Source organism: Salibaculum sp. (assembly GCF_035270045.1).
Taxonomy (GTDB): Bacteria; Pseudomonadota; Alphaproteobacteria; order Rhodobacterales; family Rhodobacteraceae; genus Salibaculum.
Window position 1 is genome coordinate 1 of the sequence record NZ_DATFIP010000030.1, and the last position, 16,821, is coordinate 16,821.

Genomic DNA, 16,821 nt, shown 5'->3' on the forward strand with positions numbered 1-16,821 from the left:
TTCTTCGCTTTCGCCGGTGCGGCGGCTGGTCAGTTCGACCACGCCGTTCTTGAGCCCGCGCGGCCCCACGGTGATCCGCCAGGGCAGGCCGATCAGGTCCATCGTGGCGAACTTGCCGCCGGCGCGTTCATTGCGGTCGTCGTAAAGCGGTTCCAGCCCCAGGGCGGTGATGGCGTCATGCAGGCTTTCGCAGGCGGCATCGGCCTCTGCATCCCCCTGCTTGAGGTTGACGATCCCGCAATGGAACGGCGTGACCCCCTCGGGCCAGATGATGCCGTTGTCGTCATGGCTGGCCTCGATGATGGCGCCCAGCAGGCGGCTCACACCGATCCCGTGCGATCCCATGTGCACCGGCACCGGCTTGCCGTCATGGCCCTGCACGGTGGCGCCCATGGGCTCGGAATACTTGGTGCCGAAATAGAAGATCTGGCCGACCTCGATGCCGCGGGCAACGCGGCGGCGCTTTTCGGGGACTTCGGCAAACTTGGTCTCGTCATGGGTTTCGTCGGTGCGCGCATAGCGGCTGGTGAATTCCTCCAGAACCGCGCGGCACTGGGCCTTGTCGTCGTAGTCGATCTCGCGGTTGCCGAACTTCAGCTCGGTGATCTCGCTGTCGTAGAACACCTCCGATTCCCCGGTCTCGGCCAGCACCAGGAATTCATGGGTGTCATCGCCGCCGATCGGGCCGCTGTCCGCACGCATCGGGATCGCCTGAAGGCCCATGCGTTCGTATGTGCGCAGGTAGCTGACCAAATGGCGGTTGTAGGCGTGCAGCGCATCCTCGCGCGTCAGGTCGAAGGTATAGCCGTCCTTCATGTAGAATTCGCGGCCGCGCATGACGCCGAAGCGGGGGCGGACCTCGTCGCGGAACTTCCACTGGATCTGGTAGAGCGTCAGCGGCAGGTCCTTGTAGCTGCTCACGTGCGCGCGGAAGATATCCGTGACCATCTCCTCGGCGGTGGGGGTATAAAGCAGGTCGCGTTCGTGCCGGTCCTGCATCCGCAGCATTTCGCGGCCATAGTCATCGTAGCGTCCGCTTTCGCGCCACAGGTCCGCCGGCTGCAGGATCGGCATCTGCAGCGCGATATGCCCGGCGCGGGCCTGTTCCTCGTGGACGATGTCCTCGATCTTGCGCAGCACCTTGAAGCCCAGCGGCAGCCAGGAATAGATGCCCGCCGCCTGTTGCCGGATCATGCCCGCGCGCAGCATCAGGCGGTGGCTGACGATCTGGGCCTCCGACGGGGTCTCTTTCAGGACGGGCAGGAAATAGCGGGTCAGGCGCATCGGTCTCTCCGGGTCTTGGTCCCTCGCCCATACGCCAAGCGCCAGACCCGGACAAGGGCGGCGGCTTTATCCGGAGCCGGCTTTGGCCCATAGTCGCCCGGACGGGCACAGACCGCGCAAAGGAGGGACATGACAGACAAGACCCCGCCCAAGGACCTGCTCGACTGGCTCGGCGTCACCAATGCGCCACGCTGGACCCGCAGCCGATGGCTCGGAACGGCAACCTCGGTCTTTCTGGCGCTGCTGATCGGCGGCGCGTATCTCGCCGCCCTGGGGCTGATCTACGGCGTCCTGTTCGGCGGGCAAGAAGCCGGCTTCGGCACCGGTACAGTCATCGTCGCCCTGCTCGGCGCGCCGTTTCTGGTCTGGTCCACGCTCATCAAGCAGGAGACGGTGAAATACCAGAAAGAAGGCCACATCACCGAGCGCATCTCGAAGGCGGTGGAGCAACTGGGCGAGGAAAAGACCGTCAAGCGCAACGGGGGCGAGGTCACCGTCCCCAACATCGAGGTGCGCATCGGCGGGCTGCTGTCGCTCGAACGCATCGCCCAGGACAGCACGCAGAACGACAAGGGCCGCGACCACGTGCGGGTGATGGAAGTCCTCTGCGCCTATGTGCGGGAGAACGCCCCGGCGGGCGACGCGCGCGACTTTCCCCTGCCGGAGTGGGAGTCCTTGCCCGACGACGCGACCGAGGCGGCGCGCGCGGTGCATGAGGCATGGCGGAAAACGCGCTTTGGTGATCCAGCCGATCCCTTCACAAACCCCAACGCCCGCGACTGGGCGCAAAGCCTGCCCGGCCCCCGCGCCGATATCGCGCTGGCTCTGCAGATCATCGGCCGCCGCACCCCGGATCAGCGGCAGGTCGAGGCCCGTTGGGGCGCCACCGCCTCGCCAACGGCAGACTGGGTCTTCAACACGCCCTGCCCGGAATTGGCCGAGCCAGAGAACGAAGCCCGCCACGGCAAGGAGACGCTCGACGCCTACATGGCCGAGTTGGCCGCGTGGAAGCGCCAGATCGCCGGCTATCAAGGCTACCAACTCGACCTGCGCGGCACCAACCTGCAAGCCGCCGACCTCCGGGCCCTGGCCCTCTCCGGGGCGAACCTCAGCGAGGCGCGGATGGAGGGGGCGGACCTCTTCCAGGCGCGGATGGAGGGGGCGATCCTCTGGAAGGCGCGGATGGAGGGGGCGGAAAATCTGACCGCAGCCTTGCTGCGCGCCGCTGCGCTCAGGTTTTTCGATTATAGTAGCGTGCCCTTCACGCAAGAGCAGGTCAACGCCATGTTCGGCGATGCCAGCGTGACCCTGCCCGAGGGGATCGCCCGCCCTGACAAATGGCCGGCGTGCGAATTGCCTTGGGGTGGCGAGCACGCCTTCGACACCGAATGGCGCAAGTGGCGGGCCGACCCCGACGGCTACACCCCGCCGCCGTCGCCCGGGGGCTGACGCGGGCGATCACGCGGTCTGACGGCTGCGTGAGCGGGGTGAGCCGGATCGCCGCACCCCGCGTATCCCGGGCGTTGTCACCAAGGCAGCGACCAACCAAAGGGACCGATACCATGACATTCCTCAAGACAACCGCCCTGGGCGCCGTGGCCGCCCTCGGCCTCGCCGCCTCCGCCAGCGCCCAGTCCATCGTCGAGATCGCCGCGGGCGACGACCGCTTTTCCACGCTCGTCGCCGCCGTTCAGGCCGCCGACCTGGCCGAGACGCTCTCGGGCCCCGGCCCCTTCACGGTCTACGCCCCGACCAACGCCGCCTTCGAGGCGCTGCCCGAGGGCACCGTCGAGACCCTGCTGGAGCCCGAGAACAAGGACCAGCTGACCAACGTCCTGCTCTATCATGTCGATGACCGCGACCTGCGCTCCTCGGGCTTCGCGTCCGGGCCGAACTACTACAAGCCGCTGCTGACCTCTCAGCGGCTGTGCATCACCCCCGGCGCCGACGGGGTGACCATCGCCGACGGCACCGGAGAAACGGCAAATGTCGTCACCGCCGACATCGCCGCCGACAACGGCGTGATCCACGTGATCGACAAGGTTTTGCTGCCCGGCACGCGCCCGGCCTGCCACTAGGCGATCAGTCGCCACACCCGGCCCCGGCGCAGCCCCGCGCCGGGGTCTTTTTCTTGCAACGCGCCGCATGAACCGCCAAGTAGTCGGCCAACGACCCAGTGGATCATGATCGGAAGCTGCCATGGCGCTCGCCCCCCGCGAACAGGTAAAGTACTGGAGCATCGCCGCAGCGGTTTTCATCGCCGTCCTGTGGTTTCTTGGCGATGTGCTGCTGCCCTTCGTGCTGGGTGGGGCGGTGGCCTATTGCCTTGACCCCATCGCCGACCGGCTGCAGCGCGCGGGGCTGAGCCGCATCGCCGCGACCATCCTCATCACCCTTGTCGCGTTGATCATCTTCGTGGTCGGCCTTCTGCTGATCCTGCCCTCGCTGATCAACCAGGCCGGGCAGCTGATCCAGCAGATCGGCCAGCTGATCCAGAACGCGCCTCAACTCTTCGACCGATTTGAGGCCTGGCTGACCACTCAGTTCCCCGCCATAGACCTGGAATCCGAGGCCATCCGCAAGCAGCTTGGCAACCTCGGGAACGCTGTGCAGGCCTCGGGCGGGACAGTGCTCAACTCGATCCTGTCATCGGCGCTCAACCTCATCAACCTGGCCGTTCTGGTGGTGATCGTGCCCGTGGTCACATTCTACCTGCTGATGGACTGGGACCGCATGGTGAACCGCATCGACGAGTTGCTGCCGCGCGACCATGCCCCCATGGTGCGCAACCTGGCGGGCGAGATCGACCGCACGCTGGCCTCTTTCATCCGCGGACAGGGCACGGTCTGCCTGGTGCTGGGCACCTACTATGCCGTGGCGCTCATGCTGGCGGGGCTGAACTATGGCCTTATCATCGGTTTCGTGGCCGGGCTCATCTCCTTCATCCCCTACGTCGGCGCGCTGGTCGGCGGAGTGCTGGCCATCGGCGTGGCCCTGATCCAGTGGTGGTCGGGCACCGAGGTCGTGGACGGCGAGACCGTCCAGACCGGGATCAACTGGCTACGCATCGCCATCGTCGGGGCGATCTTCATGTTCGGCCAATTCTTCGAGGGGAATATCCTGACGCCGAACCTGGTCGGCCAGTCCGTGGGTCTGCACCCGGTCTGGCTGATCCTGGCGCTGTCGATCTTCGGATCGCTCTTCGGGTTCGTGGGGATGCTGGTGGCTGTGCCGGTGGCCGCCATGCTGGGCGTTGTCGCGCGCTTCCTGATCGCGGAATACAAGGGCGGGCGGCTCTACCAGGGGCTATCGGGCAGGGACGAGTGATGGCCGAACAGCTTGCCTTCGACTGGCCCCGGCAGGACCGCATGGGGGCCGATACCTTCTTCGTGTCCGAGGCGAATGCCGAGGCCCACGCCCTTGTCACCATGCCCGCCGCCTGGCCCGAGTCCAAGCTGGCCCTGAGCGGCCCGCGCGGGGCGGGCAAGACGCACCTGGCGCGGCTGTTCGCCGATCGCAACGGGGCACCCGTACTGAATGCCCCCGATATCGATCCCGCTGCCCCCTTGCCCGATGGCCCTCTGGTGATCGAGGATGGCGACCGGCTGCCGCAATCCGCCCAGGAGTGGCTGTTTCATACCCACAACCACATGCGCGCCCGCGCCCTGCCGCTCCTGTTGACCGGACAGACACCGCCCAACCGCTGGCCGATCACCCTGCCCGACCTGGCCTCGCGTCTGTCGGCGACCACCTGCGTGGCAATCGCCGACCCGGACGAGCGCCTGCTGGACGCGGTGCTCATGAAGCAGTTCCAGGACCGCCAGATCGCCCCCACGCCCGAGGCCGTGACCCTGCTGCGCAAGCACATCGACCGGTCCTTCCAGGGCGCCATCGAGGCAGTGGCCGCGCTGGACCGGGCCGCAATGGACGAAAGGCGCGCCGTCAACCGGGCACTCGTCCAGCGCATCATGGACATCGCCCCGCGGTCGGGGTGATAGTGTCATCCTTCTGTAACCCCGACCCGTCACAAGGCCCGCATGACTCAGGCAGATTTCCTCCGCTCCGATTTTCCGGCCCCCGTCACCCCAGAAGGCGAGGTGACCGGCCCGGACCGGTTCTACAACCGCGAACTCAGCTGGCTGGGCTTCAACTGGCGGGTGCTGGAAGAGGCCGAGAACCGCCGCGTCCCGCTTCTGGAGCGGCTGCGCTTCCTGTCGATCTCGGCCACCAACCTGGATGAATTCTACACCGTCCGCGTTGCCGGCCTGCGCGAACTGGTGCGCGGTGGGCACCAGACCCCCTCGGTCGACGGGCTCACCCCGACCGAGCAACTGGCCCTGATCGACCTGGACGCGCGCCAGTTGCTGGCTCGCCAGCAGACGGTTCTGGAAGACCTGCGCGCCGAGATGGAAACCGAGAAGATTGCCATACTGGCGCGCAAGGACCTGACCAAGGCCGATCGTGCCTACCTGCGGGATGTCTTCCTGAACAAGGTCTTCCCGGTGCTGTCCCCCCTGGCCATCGACCCCGCGCACCCCTTCCCCTTCCTGCCAAACGAGGGCTTTGCGCTTGCGCTGGAACTGGAACGCGACGCGGACAAGCGTCCGCTGCGCGCGCTGCTGCCCGTGCCGCACCAGATCGACCGGTTCGTGTCCCTGCCCGCCGAGGACGGCCACCGATTCCTGCCGCTCGAAGAGGTGCTGCTGGAAAACCTGGCCAGCCTTTTTCCCGGCTACAGCTTCAAGGGGTCCTGCGCCTTTCGCGTGCTGCGCGACAGCGATCTCGAGGTCGAGGACGAGGCAGAGGACCTGGTGCGCGAATTCGAGGTGGCACTGAAACGCCGCCGCCGCGGCGAGGTGGTGCGCATGAAGATGTCGGCCGGCGCCCCGGCGACGCTGAAATCGCTCATCATGCGCGAGTTGCATGTCACCGAGGGCGAGGTCGTCGAGGTCGACGGCGTCATCGGCATAGGCGACCTGAGCGAACTGGTGCTGGACGAACGCCCCGATCTGCTTTGGAAACCCTTCTCGCCGCGCGTGCCCGAACGGGTGACGGATTTCGACGGCGACATGTTCGCGGCGATCCGGCAGAAGGACATGCTGCTGCACCACCCCTATGAAACCTTCGACATGGTGGTGCGCTTCCTGACGCAGGCCGCGCGCGATCCGGACGTGGTCGCCATCAAGCAGACCCTTTACAGGACCTCGCGAAAATCGCCCATCGTCGAGGCGCTCTGCGAGGCCGCCGAGGACGGCAAGTCGGTCACCGCACTGGTGGAGCTGAAGGCGCGTTTCGACGAGGCCGCGAACATCCGCCAATCGCGCAGGCTGGAACGGGCCGGGGCACACGTCGTCTATGGCTTCCTCGACCTCAAGACCCATGCCAAGATTTCCACCGTTGTCCGGCGCGAGGGCGACCAGCTTGTCACCTATACCCATTACGGCACCGGCAATTACCACCCGATCACCGCCAAGATCTACACCGACCTGAGCCTGTTCACCTGCGATGCCGCGCTGGGGCGCGATGCGACCAAGGTGTTCAATTACCTGTCGGGCTACGTCCAGCCGGAGAACCTGGAAAACCTCGCCATCTCGCCCACGACGCTGAAACCCCGCCTGATCGAGATGATCCGGGCCGAGGCCGAACACGCCCGCAAAGGCAAACCGGCGGCGATCTGGGCCAAGATGAATTCGGTGATCGAGGAGGACGTGATCGATGCACTTTACGAGGCCAGCCAGGCCGGCGTGAAGATCAGCCTTGTCGTGCGCGGCATCTGCGGGCTGCGCCCCGGCATCGAGGGGCTGTCCGAGAACATCCGCGTCAAGTCCATCGTCGGGCGCTTCCTGGAGCATTCCCGGATCGTCTGCTTTGCCAACGGTGCCGGGCTGCCGCATGACAAGGCGCGGGTCTTCATGTCCTCGGCCGACTGGATGGGGCGCAACCTCAATCGCCGGGTCGAGACCCTGGTCGAGATCACGAACCCCACGGTGAAGTCGCAGATCGTCGGCCAGATCATGGCCGCAAACCTGGCCGACATCGCGCAAAGCTGGGTGATGAAGCCCGACGGACACTTCGTACGCGCCGAGAAAACCGAGGGCGCATTCGCCTTCAACTGCCACCGCTTTTTCATGGAGAACCCCTCGCTGTCGGGGCGGGGATCGGCGGGTGCCGGTGACGTGCCGAAACTGACACATGCCGAGGATTGACGCGGAATTCAATTTTTATGTAATTTTATCAAATACTTGATATATACCTCATCCCCGGCCCCCTTGATGATTTCACGGCCGGTACGCAGATTCGAACGGAGGGCGGCGCCCTTCAGGCGCGGCCTAGACGAAAGGAGGTCCGATCATGCTTGGATGGGCCCTTACATTCCTCGTGGTGGCGATTATCGCCGGCGTGCTCGGTTTCGGGGGCGTTGCGGTGGTTTCCGCAGAGATCGCGCAGATCATCTTCGTGGTGTTCCTCGCGCTTTTCATCGTCGCCATGATTTCCCGCGCCGTGCGCGGCCGACCGCCGCTCTAGGCGTTTCACGACACCGCCAATCGAAAACAACGCTCCCGCCAGCGGGAGCGCACCCGAAAGGAGCGAGAAATGGCTTCCAAGGAAGAGCTTGAAGAGCAATTGCAGACTGCGCGCCAAGACATTGCGACCCTGACCGCCATGGCCGGTGAAACCGCCCGGGACCAGGTGCGCAACGGGGCCGACCAGGCCCGCGCGCAGGTCGACGGCCTCTCGGCCGAGACCCGTGCACTGTACGACTCGGCCCGTGGCGAGGGCGCCCGCCTGCGCCGCAATACCGCGGAACAGGTCCAGTCGCATCCGCTCGCCTCGACCGGGCTGGCCTTTGCCGCCGGTGTGGTGGTGGCCGGACTTCTGGCGCGGCGATGACCCCCCTCTCCGAGATGGCCCGCGCCGGGACCGACATAGTCGGCCGTTCGGCGCGCGAGGCGGCCCGTCGCACGGCCATCGCGGCATTTCTCTGGGGGGCGGCATTGGTGATTCTCGCCATCGCCATGGGCTTTGGCGCGATGGGGTTGTTCCTGCTGCTAGAGGCTTGGCACGGTCCGGTCACCTCCGCCTTCGGCGTGGCGACTGCCGGATTGGTGTTGGCCGCACTGCTGGCCTTTTTCGCTGCCAGGCCCCTTCGCGATGCCCCCTCGCGGCAGACACCGTCGCAGCCCCGGAGCCAACCAGAAGCCGAGCCGCGCGGACCCTCTCCCGAGACGACGGCGGCGATGATCGGCGCCGGATTCCTGACAGGGATTTTCACCGGGCGGCCGTGACATGCGCCGGCGGCCGCCCCCCCCGGAGAGATTGACGCTGCCGCCGCGACGGGGTCATAACGGTGTGACGACCAGGCAGGGGGATCCATGGACGGGACATCCGACAACGCGCCCGGCGCCATGGCCGGCGATCACGGCCCCTTCGGGCGACCGCTTTTCGACGATCCCAAGGCGCGGGCCCTGTCCCGCGTGGGTGTGATCGACGTCGGATCGAATTCGGTCCGGCTGGTGGTCTTCGACGGCGCGGCTCGCAGCCCCGCCTATTTCTACAATGAAAAGATCATGGCCGGCCTCGGCGCGGGCATGTCCCGCACCGGCCACCTGAACCCAGAGGGGCGCGAGCGCGCCAAGGCCGCGATTCGCCGCTTCGTGGCGCTGGCCGACGGGCTGGGCATTTCGCCGCTCACGGCCGTCGCCACGGCGGCCGTGCGCGACGCCACCGACGGCCCCGCCTTCCAGGCCGAGATCGAACGTGAAACCGGCCTGAAGCTGTGGGTCATCGACGGCCAGGAAGAGGCGCGCCTGTCCGCGCAGGGCGTGCTGCTGGGCTGGCCCGGCTCTTACGGGCTGGTCTGCGATATCGGCGGGTCGTCGATGGAACTGGCCGACCTGCAGGACGGCCGGGTGGGCCACCGGGTGACCTCGCCGCTGGGGCCGCTGAAACTGCAAGAGGTCAAGGGCGGCAAGAAGGGCCGCAAGGCCTTCATCAAGGACACCGTCAAGGCACTGTTCGAGGACATGGGCGAAAGAACGGGCCAACGCCTGTTCCTGGTGGGCGGGTCCTGGCGGGCCATCGCCCGGATCGACATGGAACGCCGTGGCTATCCCCTGTTCGTGCTGCACGAATACCGCATGACCCCGCGCCGGGTGTCCAAGACGCTGCGATACATCGAGGACAGCGATCTGGACGAATTGCGCGGCCGCTGCGGTATCTCGGGCCGCCGGATGGAGCTTGTCCCTCTGGCCATCCACGTTCTGCGCGAGGTTGTCGCCCGCTTCAAGCCCAAGGACATCGCGGTATCATCTTACGGCATCCGCGAGGGGATGCTCTATGAACAGATGCCGCAGGACCTGCGCGACCGCGATCCGCTGATCGAGGCCTGCCGTTTTGCCGAGGCCAAGGATGCCCGCCTGCCCGGTTACGGCAACACGCTCTACGATTTCGTCATGCCGCTTTTCCCGCGCTGCGGTTGGCAGAGGAAGCGCCTCATCAAGGCCGCCACCCTGCTGCACGATGTCAGCTGGCGCGCGCATCCCGATTACCGGCACGAGGTCGTCTTCGACAATGCCACCCGCGCCAACCTGGGCGGGCTGAAGCATTCCGAACGGGTCTTCCTGGGGCTGGCCCTGCTGCACCGCTACTCCAACAAGCGCGAGGGCACACGGTTCGAACCGTTGTACGGGCTCTTGGACGACCGCGACCGGAGCGATGCAGAGGTCCTGGGCAAGGCCATGCGGTTGGGCGCGATGCTCTGGCTGAAGGATGCCAGCGATCCGCCGGGCACGCTGCGTTTGTCGCCCAAGGGCAAGACGCTGGAACTGGTGCTGGACCCGCAGGCCGGGCCGCTGTTCGGCGAAGTGGCCGCGGCGCGCCTGAAATCCTTGGCCCAATCGCTGGGGGTATCCCATTCCGCCCGGGTCAAGGGCACGCGACGCGACCGCCCTGCAGAGGGCTGACCAGCGACCGCGCGGCGCGCTTCAAAGATCTATTTCGGCGCCCGGTTCATACATGGGGCTGTCAGGGTCATAGGGCGGCGCATCCTCGCGGCGGCGGATGATGATGTCACCGTCGGGGAGAACCTCGGGTGCCGTGTAATGGCGCACGTCGTCCAGCTTGCCCATGAGCTCGATCAGCGCGGGGCCCATTTCGCTCGCAAGCATGTCCAGCGCCGGGCGGATCTTGCGGGCCATGCCCTCGACATCCTCCATCGCCGGTTCCATCTCGCGCAGGATGCCGCGAAACATCAGCCGTGCCCCCTCTTCCATCAGGGAAAAGCCCTCCCCGATCTCGCCTTCGGGGGTGTCGGATTGGGCAGTGACCGTCAGGGGTGTGAGGGCCAGCAGCCCGGCAACAACAATCTGTTTCATGCGAACAATATAGGGATCATCGGCCGATTCCCAAGATCAATCCTTGAAATCCAGCGTCACAGGGAAATGGTCCGAGGCCGTCAGAAGCGCCATTCGCAGCGGAGCGTTGCCATAGCAATCCGGATCGTCGAAGGGATGCCAGATGCACCAGTGCGGGTCGGCCTCGCGCAGTCCTTGCGACACCATTATGTAATCCAGCAGCACCGACAGGAACCGCCCGTCGGGCGGCACCTTGAAACGCGCCGAAACCGGGGCAGCCGCAATGCGCTGCGACAGGACCTGCCGGGCATGCGGATCGAACAGCGGCACGCCGCCATCCTCGCCCAGCACGATCTCGACGCCGGAGCGGCCGAACAGTTTCTCATATTCGTCCAGGCCCGGACCGTCGTTGAAATCGCCCAGCACCACCAGGTCGTCGCCCCGGCCCAGGTGCTCTTCCACGCGATGGCGCAACCAGATGCACTGCGCCAGCTGCTTGCGGCGGTTCTCGATCGACAGGCGCATGATCTCTTCGTGGGTCCGCGCGCCATGCGGCGCCTTGGATTTCGCGTGCACTCCGATAAGCCGCAATCGGCGGCCCCCCTTGGTGTCGAGGGCCACCTCCAGCGGCGGCTTGGACCATCGGATCACCTCGGGCGCGCGGTCCACGTCGAGGTCCAGCTTGAAGGACTTGTCGAAACGCGGCACCGCGTCACTCTCGCGCGGGTCGTGCCTGGCGGTCACGTGGTCGGGGTCATGCAACAGGATGATCTCCTGCTGGGTGTCGTTGACGAAACCGATCAGCGCCTTGCGCGCCCGCAGGCAGAAGCGTTCGGCGAAATGCTCAAGGGCCCTGCCCCCGTCACGGCGCCTGTGGCTGTCGGGGGCCTCGATCACCATGACGGCGTCGGCGTCCAGCGCCTGGAACACAAGGCCAAGTGCCGCGGTCTGCTGAGCGCGTGTAATGTCGCGCCGCCCCGACCAGCCACCATCGTCGAAAAGGACCCCCTGGTCATCGAACAGGTTATCGAACCATTCGACGTTATAGGTCGCCAGCCGCATCAGGCGCGCTCCGATATCTCGTCCCAGGCCTGGTTGATCGCGATCATGCGTTTCTCTGCCAGTTTCACGGCCTCTTCGGGCACGCCGCGGGCCAGCATGGCGTCGGGATGCGTGTCGCGCACCAGCCGGCGCCAATGCTTGCGGATCTCCTCCAGCGGCATGTCGGGATCAACGCCCAGCACCTCGTAGGGGTCGCGGTCGGCGCCGGGCACGAACTGCGCGCGCACATTCTTGAAACGGCGGTCATCCAGCCCGAAGATCTCGGCCACCCTGGACAGGAATTCATCCTCGCGCGGGTGGTACTGCCCATCAGCCATGGCAATGTGGAACAGCCCTTCCAGCAATTCGCACAGCGGCGCCTTCTCGTCGTCGCCGTACATGTTGCGGATCTTCCGGGCATAATCCTCGAAGCCGGCCACGTCCTGCCGGGCCAGGTTGAACAGGCGGGCGGTGTTCTTTTCCTCTCGAGCGGGAATGTGAAAGACCTCTCGGAAGGCGGCCACCTCGTTGCGCGTGACCTGCCCGTCGGCCTTGGCCATCTTGGCGCCCAGGGCGATCACGGCAATGGCAAAGGCCACCGTCCGCTCCGGCGGTGTCCGCAGCTTTCCAAAGACGTCGGACAGGCTGTCGCCCTTGCGCAGCGCGGCGATGGCATCGGATATGCGGGCCCAGATCGACATGCGCCAACCTTACCCGTGACGCCGGGAAATGTCAGAGCCGTTTTTGCATCAGGACAAGGTCCATCCAGCGCTCGAACTTGTAGCCAACCTCGGGCAGGCGCGCCACCTCCGTGTAGCCCAGGGCGCGATGAAAGGCGATCCCGGCCGGATTCTCGCCGCTGACCCCGGCCAGCAGGGAATGCGCCGCCGATCCCCGTGCGCACGCCTCCAGCGCGGTCATCATGGCACGCCCCAGGCCCCGTCCCGTCACGCCCGGGGCAACCAGCACCGTGTGTTCCATCGTGTGGCGATAGCCGACCCCGCCACGAAACTGAAAACAGGTGGCAAATCCGGCAACGCGCCCCTCGGCCCCGGCCACGAGGAAGCAGGGGTTGGCGGCGATCGCGGCGGCGACCTCCTGGCCGGTCTTTTCCACCGAATTGAAGGTGGCCGCGGTTTCGCGGATGTAATTGTTCCAGATCGTGGCGACACCCGCTGCGTCCACCTCCCGGGCCACGCGTGGCGTCACAGGGTGATCTCGCCGCGCGGCGTGTCGAACCGGGCCGACAGTCCCGGCACCGCCCCGGTGCGGTAGGTCACGCCCGGCACCTCGACCCGGTCGGCCAGCGCGCCGGCCTGCGGATGAGTCACCTCCAGCCCCAGGAACCGCACAGCGCTGTCCGGCAGGCTGTCACCCGGGGGCTTGGCGACCTGCCATTGCAGCAGGGTGGGCAAAGCGCCGTCCAGCGGCAGGCTGCCATCCGTGGGAACCGATATCCGCCACCGCAGGGCGTCTCGCGCCAGGTCCACCGCCGCGCCACATTCGGGAAAATCCACCAGCGCCGCGTCCAGATCCGGTACCCGGCAGATCCAGTTTCCAAGTCGCGGGTGCAGGGGCGGCGATTCCAGCCCGAACCAGCGCGGGCCCTCCACCGGGGCGTCCGGGTCCGGTGCGATCACTTCCAGGTAGAGCCCTTCGCCCAACCCCAGCAGCCGGTTGTGCGTGCCAAAGCGCGCGTGCCGCCCGGTCGCGCCAAGCGCGACACCAAGCCGGGCCTCGGCCCAGGCCACGCCGGTGTCGAGGTCGGCGGCACAGATGGCGAGATGGTCAAGCTGCATGGCGTTATTCCTGGTCCGCACTGGCTGCCCTTGAGAGGATGCCTGGGACAGGCGTCGCTTCAGAAGGCGGACGGGAAGGGCAGAACCCCAAAGATGGCAGATGCGGTCTTTTGAAGCAGAGCCTGGGAACGCTCACGGCCCCGTCTACCCCGAGCGACCTTCCAGCGCCTCGATCCGGGCCTTGAGCGCCTCGTTCTCCTCGCGGGCCTTCTGGGCCATGACGCGCACGGCCTCGAATTCCTCGCGCGTGACCAGATCGCGGTCTGCCAGCCAGCGGTCGACCATGGAACTCATCGCGGTCTGCGCTTCGTCCCTGGCGCCTTGGGCAACCCCCATCGCGTTGGTCATGAGTTGCGAAAAGTCGTCGAGCACCTTGTTGCGGGTCTGCATGTCTGCCTCCGATCACGTACATGCAATATATGGGCGGCACCCGCCGGCTTGGCAACCCTGCGCCCGGCTTGACTTCATGCGTTCCGCGCCCCAAGCACAGCCCCATGACCACTGGCATTCCCTTCCCCGACATCAGTCCCGTGATCTTCACGATCGAGTTGTTCGGCGCCAGTTTTGCCCTGCGCTGGTATGCCATGGCCTACATCGTGGGCATCCTGCTGGGCTGGCGCCTGGCGGTGATGGCGGTGACGCGGCCACGGCTCTGGGCCGGGGAAAGCTCGCCCATGACCCGCGATCAGGTCGAGGACCTGCTGACCGCGATCATCCTGGGGGTCATCATCGGCGGCCGGCTAGGCTACGTGCTGTTCTACCGGCCGGGCTACTACCTGCAAAACCCGCTGGAAATCGCGATGCTGTGGCAGGGGGGCATGGCCTTTCACGGCGGGTTCCTCGGCGTCGTCCTGGCGGTCTGGCTGGTGGCACGCAAGCACGGCCTGCGCCTGGGGGATATCGCCAACCTCGTGGCCCTGGCGGCGACGCCGGCCATCTTTCTTGTCCGCATCGCCAATTTCATCAATGCCGAGCTTTGGGGCCGGCCCACCGACCTGCCTTGGGGCGTGATCTTTCCCGGCGCTGCGGCGCAGGAGTGTCCCGGCGTCGAGGGGTTGTGCGCACGCCATCCCAGCCAGCTTTACGAAGCGGGTCTGGAGGGGCTGCTGCTGGGCCTGTTGCTGGTCTGGCTGGCGTTTTCGCGGGGCTGGCTCAAGCGGCGGTGGTCGCTGGCCGGACTGTTCTTTGCGGGTTATGGCGTGGCCCGCTTCCTGGTCGAATTCGTGCGTCAGCCCGATGCGCAATTCGTCGGCCACGGCAACCCGGTCGGCCTGGCATTTCACATCGACGGCGTCGGCCTGACGATGGGCCAGGCCTTGTCGCTGCCGATGATCGCGGTGGGCCTGTTGGTGATGCTCTGGTCTCGGCGCGGCGGCGCGCGGGAGAAGGCATGACGCCGCTGACCGATCTCCTGGTGCGGCGGATCGCGGCCGCCGGGCCGATGCCGCTGTCCGACTACATGACCGACTGCCTGCTGCATCCCGAACACGGCTATTACAGCACCCGTGACCCGCTGGGCAAAGCGGGCGATTTCATCACGGCCCCCGAGGTCAGCCAGATTTTCGGGGAACTGATCGGCCTGGCGCTGGCGCAGGCCTGGCTGGACCAGGGCGCGCCCGCACCGTTCACTCTGGCCGAGCTTGGACCGGGCCGCGGCACGCTGATGGCCGATGCCCTGCGCGCGACGAAGGGGGTGCCGGGGTTCCACGAGGCCGCCCGGGTGACCCTTGTCGAGGCCTCGGCCCCGCTGCGCGCTCTACAGGCCGAGCGGCTGCCCCAGGCCCGGCACATCGACAGCCTTGATGACCTGCCCGAGGCGCCGCTCTTCCTTGTGGCCAACGAATTCTTCGATGCCCTGCCCATACGGCAATTCCAGCGCGATGCGGACGGCTGGCGCGAGGTATTGGTTGGCCTGGACGGCGAGGCGCTGTGCCTTGGCCTGTCGGACCCTGCCCCGCTGGCGGCTCTGGCGAATCGGCTGGCTGACACCACGCCGGGCGACATCGTCGAGACCTGCCCCGCCCTGCCCGGGATCGCGGCGCGGATCGGCGGGCGCATCGCGCGCCACGCCGGCGCCGCGCTGATCGTGGACTACGGCGACTGGCGCGCGCTGGGCGACACTTTTCAGGCGGTTCAGGACCATAGGCCGGCCGATCCGCTTGCCGCGCCGGGCCGCGCCGACCTGACGGCCCATGTCGATTTCGAGGCGCTGGCCGCGGCCGCCGCCCCTGCCGCCCACACGCGGCTAACGCCGCAGGGGGTCTTTCTGGAGCGGCTTGGCATTGCCGATCGCGCCCGCGCACTGGCGCGAGGACTGGACGGCGCCACTCTCGACGCGCACATCGCCGGCCATCGCAGGTTGACGCACCCCGACGAGATGGGTCACCTCTTCAAGGTGATGGGGCTGTTCCCCGAGGGCAGCCCACCGCCACCGGGACTGGAGACATGACCCTCGACATAATCACCGCGCCAGGCCTTGCACCACTGAGCCACGGGTTCTTCACGCGCCGGGGCGGGGCCTCTTCGGGGGTCTTTGCGGGGCTGAACTGCGGCCATGGCAGTTCCGACCAGCACGAGGCGGTGACGATCAACCGCAGCCGCGCGGCCCACGCACTGGGGGTGTCGCCTGAGGCGTTGATCGGCGTGCACCAGGTGCATTCGGCCCGCGCGACCACAGTGACAGAGCCGGGCATGGAACCGGTCAAGGCGGATGCGCTGGTGACCGCCCGGCCCGGGCTTGCGCTGTCGGTGCTGGCCGCCGATTGCCAGCCTGTGCTTTTCGCGGACCACCTGGCCGGCGTCATCGGTGCGGCGCACGCGGGCTGGCGCGGAACGCTGGAGGGGGTCCTCGAAGCCACGCTCGACGGGATGGAGGCGCTTGGCGCCGACCGCGGTTCGACCGTGGCGGTCATCGGACCCTGCATCAGCCAGGGCAACTACGAGGTCGGGCCCGAGTTCCTCGACGATTTCCTGGCCGACGCGCCCGAGAACGCCCGCTTCTTCGCCAACGGCACCGGCGACCGGTATCTCTTCGACCTGCCGGGCTTCGGGCTGCACAGGCTGCGCGCGGCGGGGATCGGCGAGGCGACATGGACGCGCCACTGCACCTACGCCGACCCGGAACGGTTCTTCAGCTATCGCCGCAGCACCCACGAGAGAGAGGCCGACTACGGCCGCTTGATCAGCGCGATCCGCCTTTGAAAACGGCAAGATAACGGCGACGAAGTGCCAGATTTCTGCCGCACAATCCGTGAAACAATCAAAGCTCACACTCCGGGATTGTCGCGATAGCAGCCAAAACCTCATGTTTTGAAGCCCCGCAGTCGGGCAGGCCCCGTGGGTAG

General features: G+C 66.8%; 19 protein-coding genes. 12 read left to right on the top strand and 7 right to left on the bottom strand.

Annotation, left to right across the window (positions count from 1 at the left end; translation table 11 throughout):
• A partial coding sequence (proS, locus tag VJ897_RS04460) for a proline--tRNA ligase (protein ID WP_324053640.1) occupies positions 1-1,284 on the bottom strand: 1,284 nt, incomplete at its 3' end.
• Between the two features lie 129 nt (positions 1,285-1,413).
• On the opposite strand from proS, the gene VJ897_RS04465 reads away from it, so the two are divergent.
• The 9 genes from VJ897_RS04465 (at position 1,414) to VJ897_RS04505 (ending at position 10,247) form a co-directional block, all read left to right on the top strand.
• On the top strand, positions 1,414-2,733 hold the full coding sequence (locus VJ897_RS04465; RefSeq protein WP_324053642.1) for a pentapeptide repeat-containing protein: 1,320 nt from the start codon (positions 1,414-1,416) through the stop codon (positions 2,731-2,733).
• 113 nt (positions 2,734-2,846) lie between these two features.
• Positions 2,847-3,362, top strand: a complete 516-nt coding sequence (locus tag VJ897_RS04470; protein WP_324053644.1) for a fasciclin domain-containing protein — start codon at positions 2,847-2,849, stop codon at positions 3,360-3,362.
• Positions 3,363-3,483: 121 nt separating this feature from the next.
• Entirely contained in the window at positions 3,484-4,611 is a 1,128-nt protein-coding gene (locus tag VJ897_RS04475) for an AI-2E family transporter (RefSeq protein WP_324053646.1), read from the top strand.
• Entirely contained in the window at positions 4,611-5,279 is a 669-nt protein-coding gene (locus VJ897_RS04480; protein WP_324053648.1) for a P-loop NTPase family protein, read from the top strand. Before VJ897_RS04475 ends, VJ897_RS04480 begins: the two co-directional genes overlap by 1 nt.
• Before the next feature lie 42 nt (positions 5,280-5,321).
• Complete coding sequence (locus VJ897_RS04485; protein ID WP_324053651.1) at positions 5,322-7,490, top strand: RNA degradosome polyphosphate kinase; 2,169 nt, start codon at positions 5,322-5,324, stop codon at positions 7,488-7,490.
• A gap of 145 nt (positions 7,491-7,635) precedes the next feature.
• Entirely contained in the window at positions 7,636-7,809 is a 174-nt protein-coding gene (locus VJ897_RS04490; RefSeq protein ID WP_324053652.1) for a DUF1328 domain-containing protein, read from the top strand.
• Between the two features lie 69 nt (positions 7,810-7,878).
• Positions 7,879-8,175 (top strand): ElaB/YgaM/YqjD family protein, encoded by a 297-nt coding sequence (locus tag VJ897_RS04495; protein ID WP_324053653.1) that lies wholly within the window; start codon positions 7,879-7,881, stop codon positions 8,173-8,175.
• The gene (locus tag VJ897_RS04500; protein ID WP_324053654.1) at positions 8,172-8,570 is read left to right on the top strand and encodes a phage holin family protein; all 399 of its coding nucleotides are present in this window, start codon (positions 8,172-8,174) and stop codon (positions 8,568-8,570) included. Before VJ897_RS04495 ends, VJ897_RS04500 begins: the two co-directional genes overlap by 4 nt.
• A gap of 87 nt (positions 8,571-8,657) precedes the next feature.
• Positions 8,658-10,247, top strand: a complete 1,590-nt coding sequence (locus VJ897_RS04505; RefSeq protein ID WP_324053655.1) for a Ppx/GppA family phosphatase — start codon at positions 8,658-8,660, stop codon at positions 10,245-10,247.
• A 21-nt stretch (positions 10,248-10,268) separates the two neighbouring features.
• On the opposite strand, the gene VJ897_RS04510 is transcribed toward VJ897_RS04505, so the two are convergent.
• From VJ897_RS04510 to VJ897_RS04535, 6 genes are all read right to left on the bottom strand, one after another.
• Positions 10,269-10,658 carry a hypothetical protein gene (locus tag VJ897_RS04510; RefSeq protein ID WP_324053656.1) on the bottom strand — a complete coding sequence of 130 codons (390 nt, stop codon included), beginning with the start codon at positions 10,656-10,658 and terminating at the stop codon, positions 10,269-10,271.
• A 36-nt stretch (positions 10,659-10,694) separates the two neighbouring features.
• Positions 10,695-11,699 (bottom strand): endonuclease/exonuclease/phosphatase family protein, encoded by a 1,005-nt coding sequence (locus tag VJ897_RS04515; protein WP_324053657.1) that lies wholly within the window; start codon positions 11,697-11,699, stop codon positions 10,695-10,697.
• Positions 11,699-12,379, bottom strand: a complete 681-nt coding sequence (locus tag VJ897_RS04520) for a TerB family tellurite resistance protein (RefSeq protein WP_324053658.1) — start codon at positions 12,377-12,379, stop codon at positions 11,699-11,701. The genes VJ897_RS04515 and VJ897_RS04520 overlap by 1 nt, the downstream gene beginning before the upstream one ends.
• Positions 12,380-12,410: 31 nt before the next feature.
• The gene (locus VJ897_RS04525; protein WP_324053660.1) at positions 12,411-12,875 is read right to left on the bottom strand and encodes a GNAT family N-acetyltransferase; all 465 of its coding nucleotides are present in this window, start codon (positions 12,873-12,875) and stop codon (positions 12,411-12,413) included.
• Positions 12,876-12,883: 8 nt separating this feature from the next.
• A complete protein-coding gene (locus tag VJ897_RS04530) occupies positions 12,884-13,477 on the bottom strand; it encodes a VOC family protein (RefSeq protein WP_324053662.1) in 594 nt (197 codons plus the stop codon).
• Positions 13,478-13,621: 144 nt separating this feature from the next.
• Positions 13,622-13,867, bottom strand: coding sequence for an accessory factor UbiK family protein (locus VJ897_RS04535; protein ID WP_324053663.1), 246 nt, complete (start codon positions 13,865-13,867; stop codon positions 13,622-13,624).
• Between the two features lie 104 nt (positions 13,868-13,971).
• On the opposite strand from VJ897_RS04535, the gene lgt reads away from it, so the two are divergent.
• The 3 genes from lgt to pgeF are packed head-to-tail and all read left to right on the top strand — an operon-like array spanning position 13,972 to position 16,678.
• A complete protein-coding gene (gene lgt / locus VJ897_RS04540; protein ID WP_324053664.1) occupies positions 13,972-14,871 on the top strand; it encodes a prolipoprotein diacylglyceryl transferase in 900 nt (299 codons plus the stop codon).
• Entirely contained in the window at positions 14,868-15,926 is a 1,059-nt protein-coding gene (locus tag VJ897_RS04545) for a class I SAM-dependent methyltransferase (protein WP_324053665.1), read from the top strand. Before lgt ends, VJ897_RS04545 begins: the two co-directional genes overlap by 4 nt.
• On the top strand, positions 15,923-16,678 hold the full coding sequence (gene pgeF / locus VJ897_RS04550) for a peptidoglycan editing factor PgeF (protein ID WP_324053667.1): 756 nt from the start codon (positions 15,923-15,925) through the stop codon (positions 16,676-16,678). The genes VJ897_RS04545 and pgeF overlap by 4 nt, the downstream gene beginning before the upstream one ends.
• Positions 16,679-16,821: the final 143 nt, after the last annotated feature.

Coding starts and splice junctions, on each gene's coding strand:
- VJ897_RS04465 (WP_324053642.1), top strand. CDS start 1,414: ATGACAGACAAGACCCCGCCCAAGGACCTGCTCGACTGGCTCGGCGTC.
- VJ897_RS04470 (WP_324053644.1), top strand. CDS start 2,847: ATGACATTCCTCAAGACAACCGCCCTGGGCGCCGTGGCCGCCCTCGGC.
- VJ897_RS04475 (WP_324053646.1), top strand. CDS start 3,484: ATGGCGCTCGCCCCCCGCGAACAGGTAAAGTACTGGAGCATCGCCGCA.
- VJ897_RS04480 (WP_324053648.1), top strand. CDS start 4,611: ATGGCCGAACAGCTTGCCTTCGACTGGCCCCGGCAGGACCGCATGGGG.
- VJ897_RS04485 (WP_324053651.1), top strand. CDS start 5,322: ATGACTCAGGCAGATTTCCTCCGCTCCGATTTTCCGGCCCCCGTCACC.
- VJ897_RS04490 (WP_324053652.1), top strand. CDS start 7,636: ATGCTTGGATGGGCCCTTACATTCCTCGTGGTGGCGATTATCGCCGGC.
- VJ897_RS04495 (WP_324053653.1), top strand. CDS start 7,879: ATGGCTTCCAAGGAAGAGCTTGAAGAGCAATTGCAGACTGCGCGCCAA.
- VJ897_RS04500 (WP_324053654.1), top strand. CDS start 8,172: ATGACCCCCCTCTCCGAGATGGCCCGCGCCGGGACCGACATAGTCGGC.
- VJ897_RS04505 (WP_324053655.1), top strand. CDS start 8,658: ATGGACGGGACATCCGACAACGCGCCCGGCGCCATGGCCGGCGATCAC.
- VJ897_RS04510 (WP_324053656.1), bottom strand. CDS start 10,658: ATGAAACAGATTGTTGTTGCCGGGCTGCTGGCCCTCACACCCCTGACG.
- VJ897_RS04515 (WP_324053657.1), bottom strand. CDS start 11,699: ATGCGGCTGGCGACCTATAACGTCGAATGGTTCGATAACCTGTTCGAT.
- VJ897_RS04520 (WP_324053658.1), bottom strand. CDS start 12,379: ATGTCGATCTGGGCCCGCATATCCGATGCCATCGCCGCGCTGCGCAAG.
- VJ897_RS04530 (WP_324053662.1), bottom strand. CDS start 13,477: ATGCAGCTTGACCATCTCGCCATCTGTGCCGCCGACCTCGACACCGGC.
- VJ897_RS04535 (WP_324053663.1), bottom strand. CDS start 13,867: ATGCAGACCCGCAACAAGGTGCTCGACGACTTTTCGCAACTCATGACC.
- lgt (WP_324053664.1), top strand. CDS start 13,972: ATGACCACTGGCATTCCCTTCCCCGACATCAGTCCCGTGATCTTCACG.
- VJ897_RS04545 (WP_324053665.1), top strand. CDS start 14,868: ATGACGCCGCTGACCGATCTCCTGGTGCGGCGGATCGCGGCCGCCGGG.
- pgeF (WP_324053667.1), top strand. CDS start 15,923: ATGACCCTCGACATAATCACCGCGCCAGGCCTTGCACCACTGAGCCAC.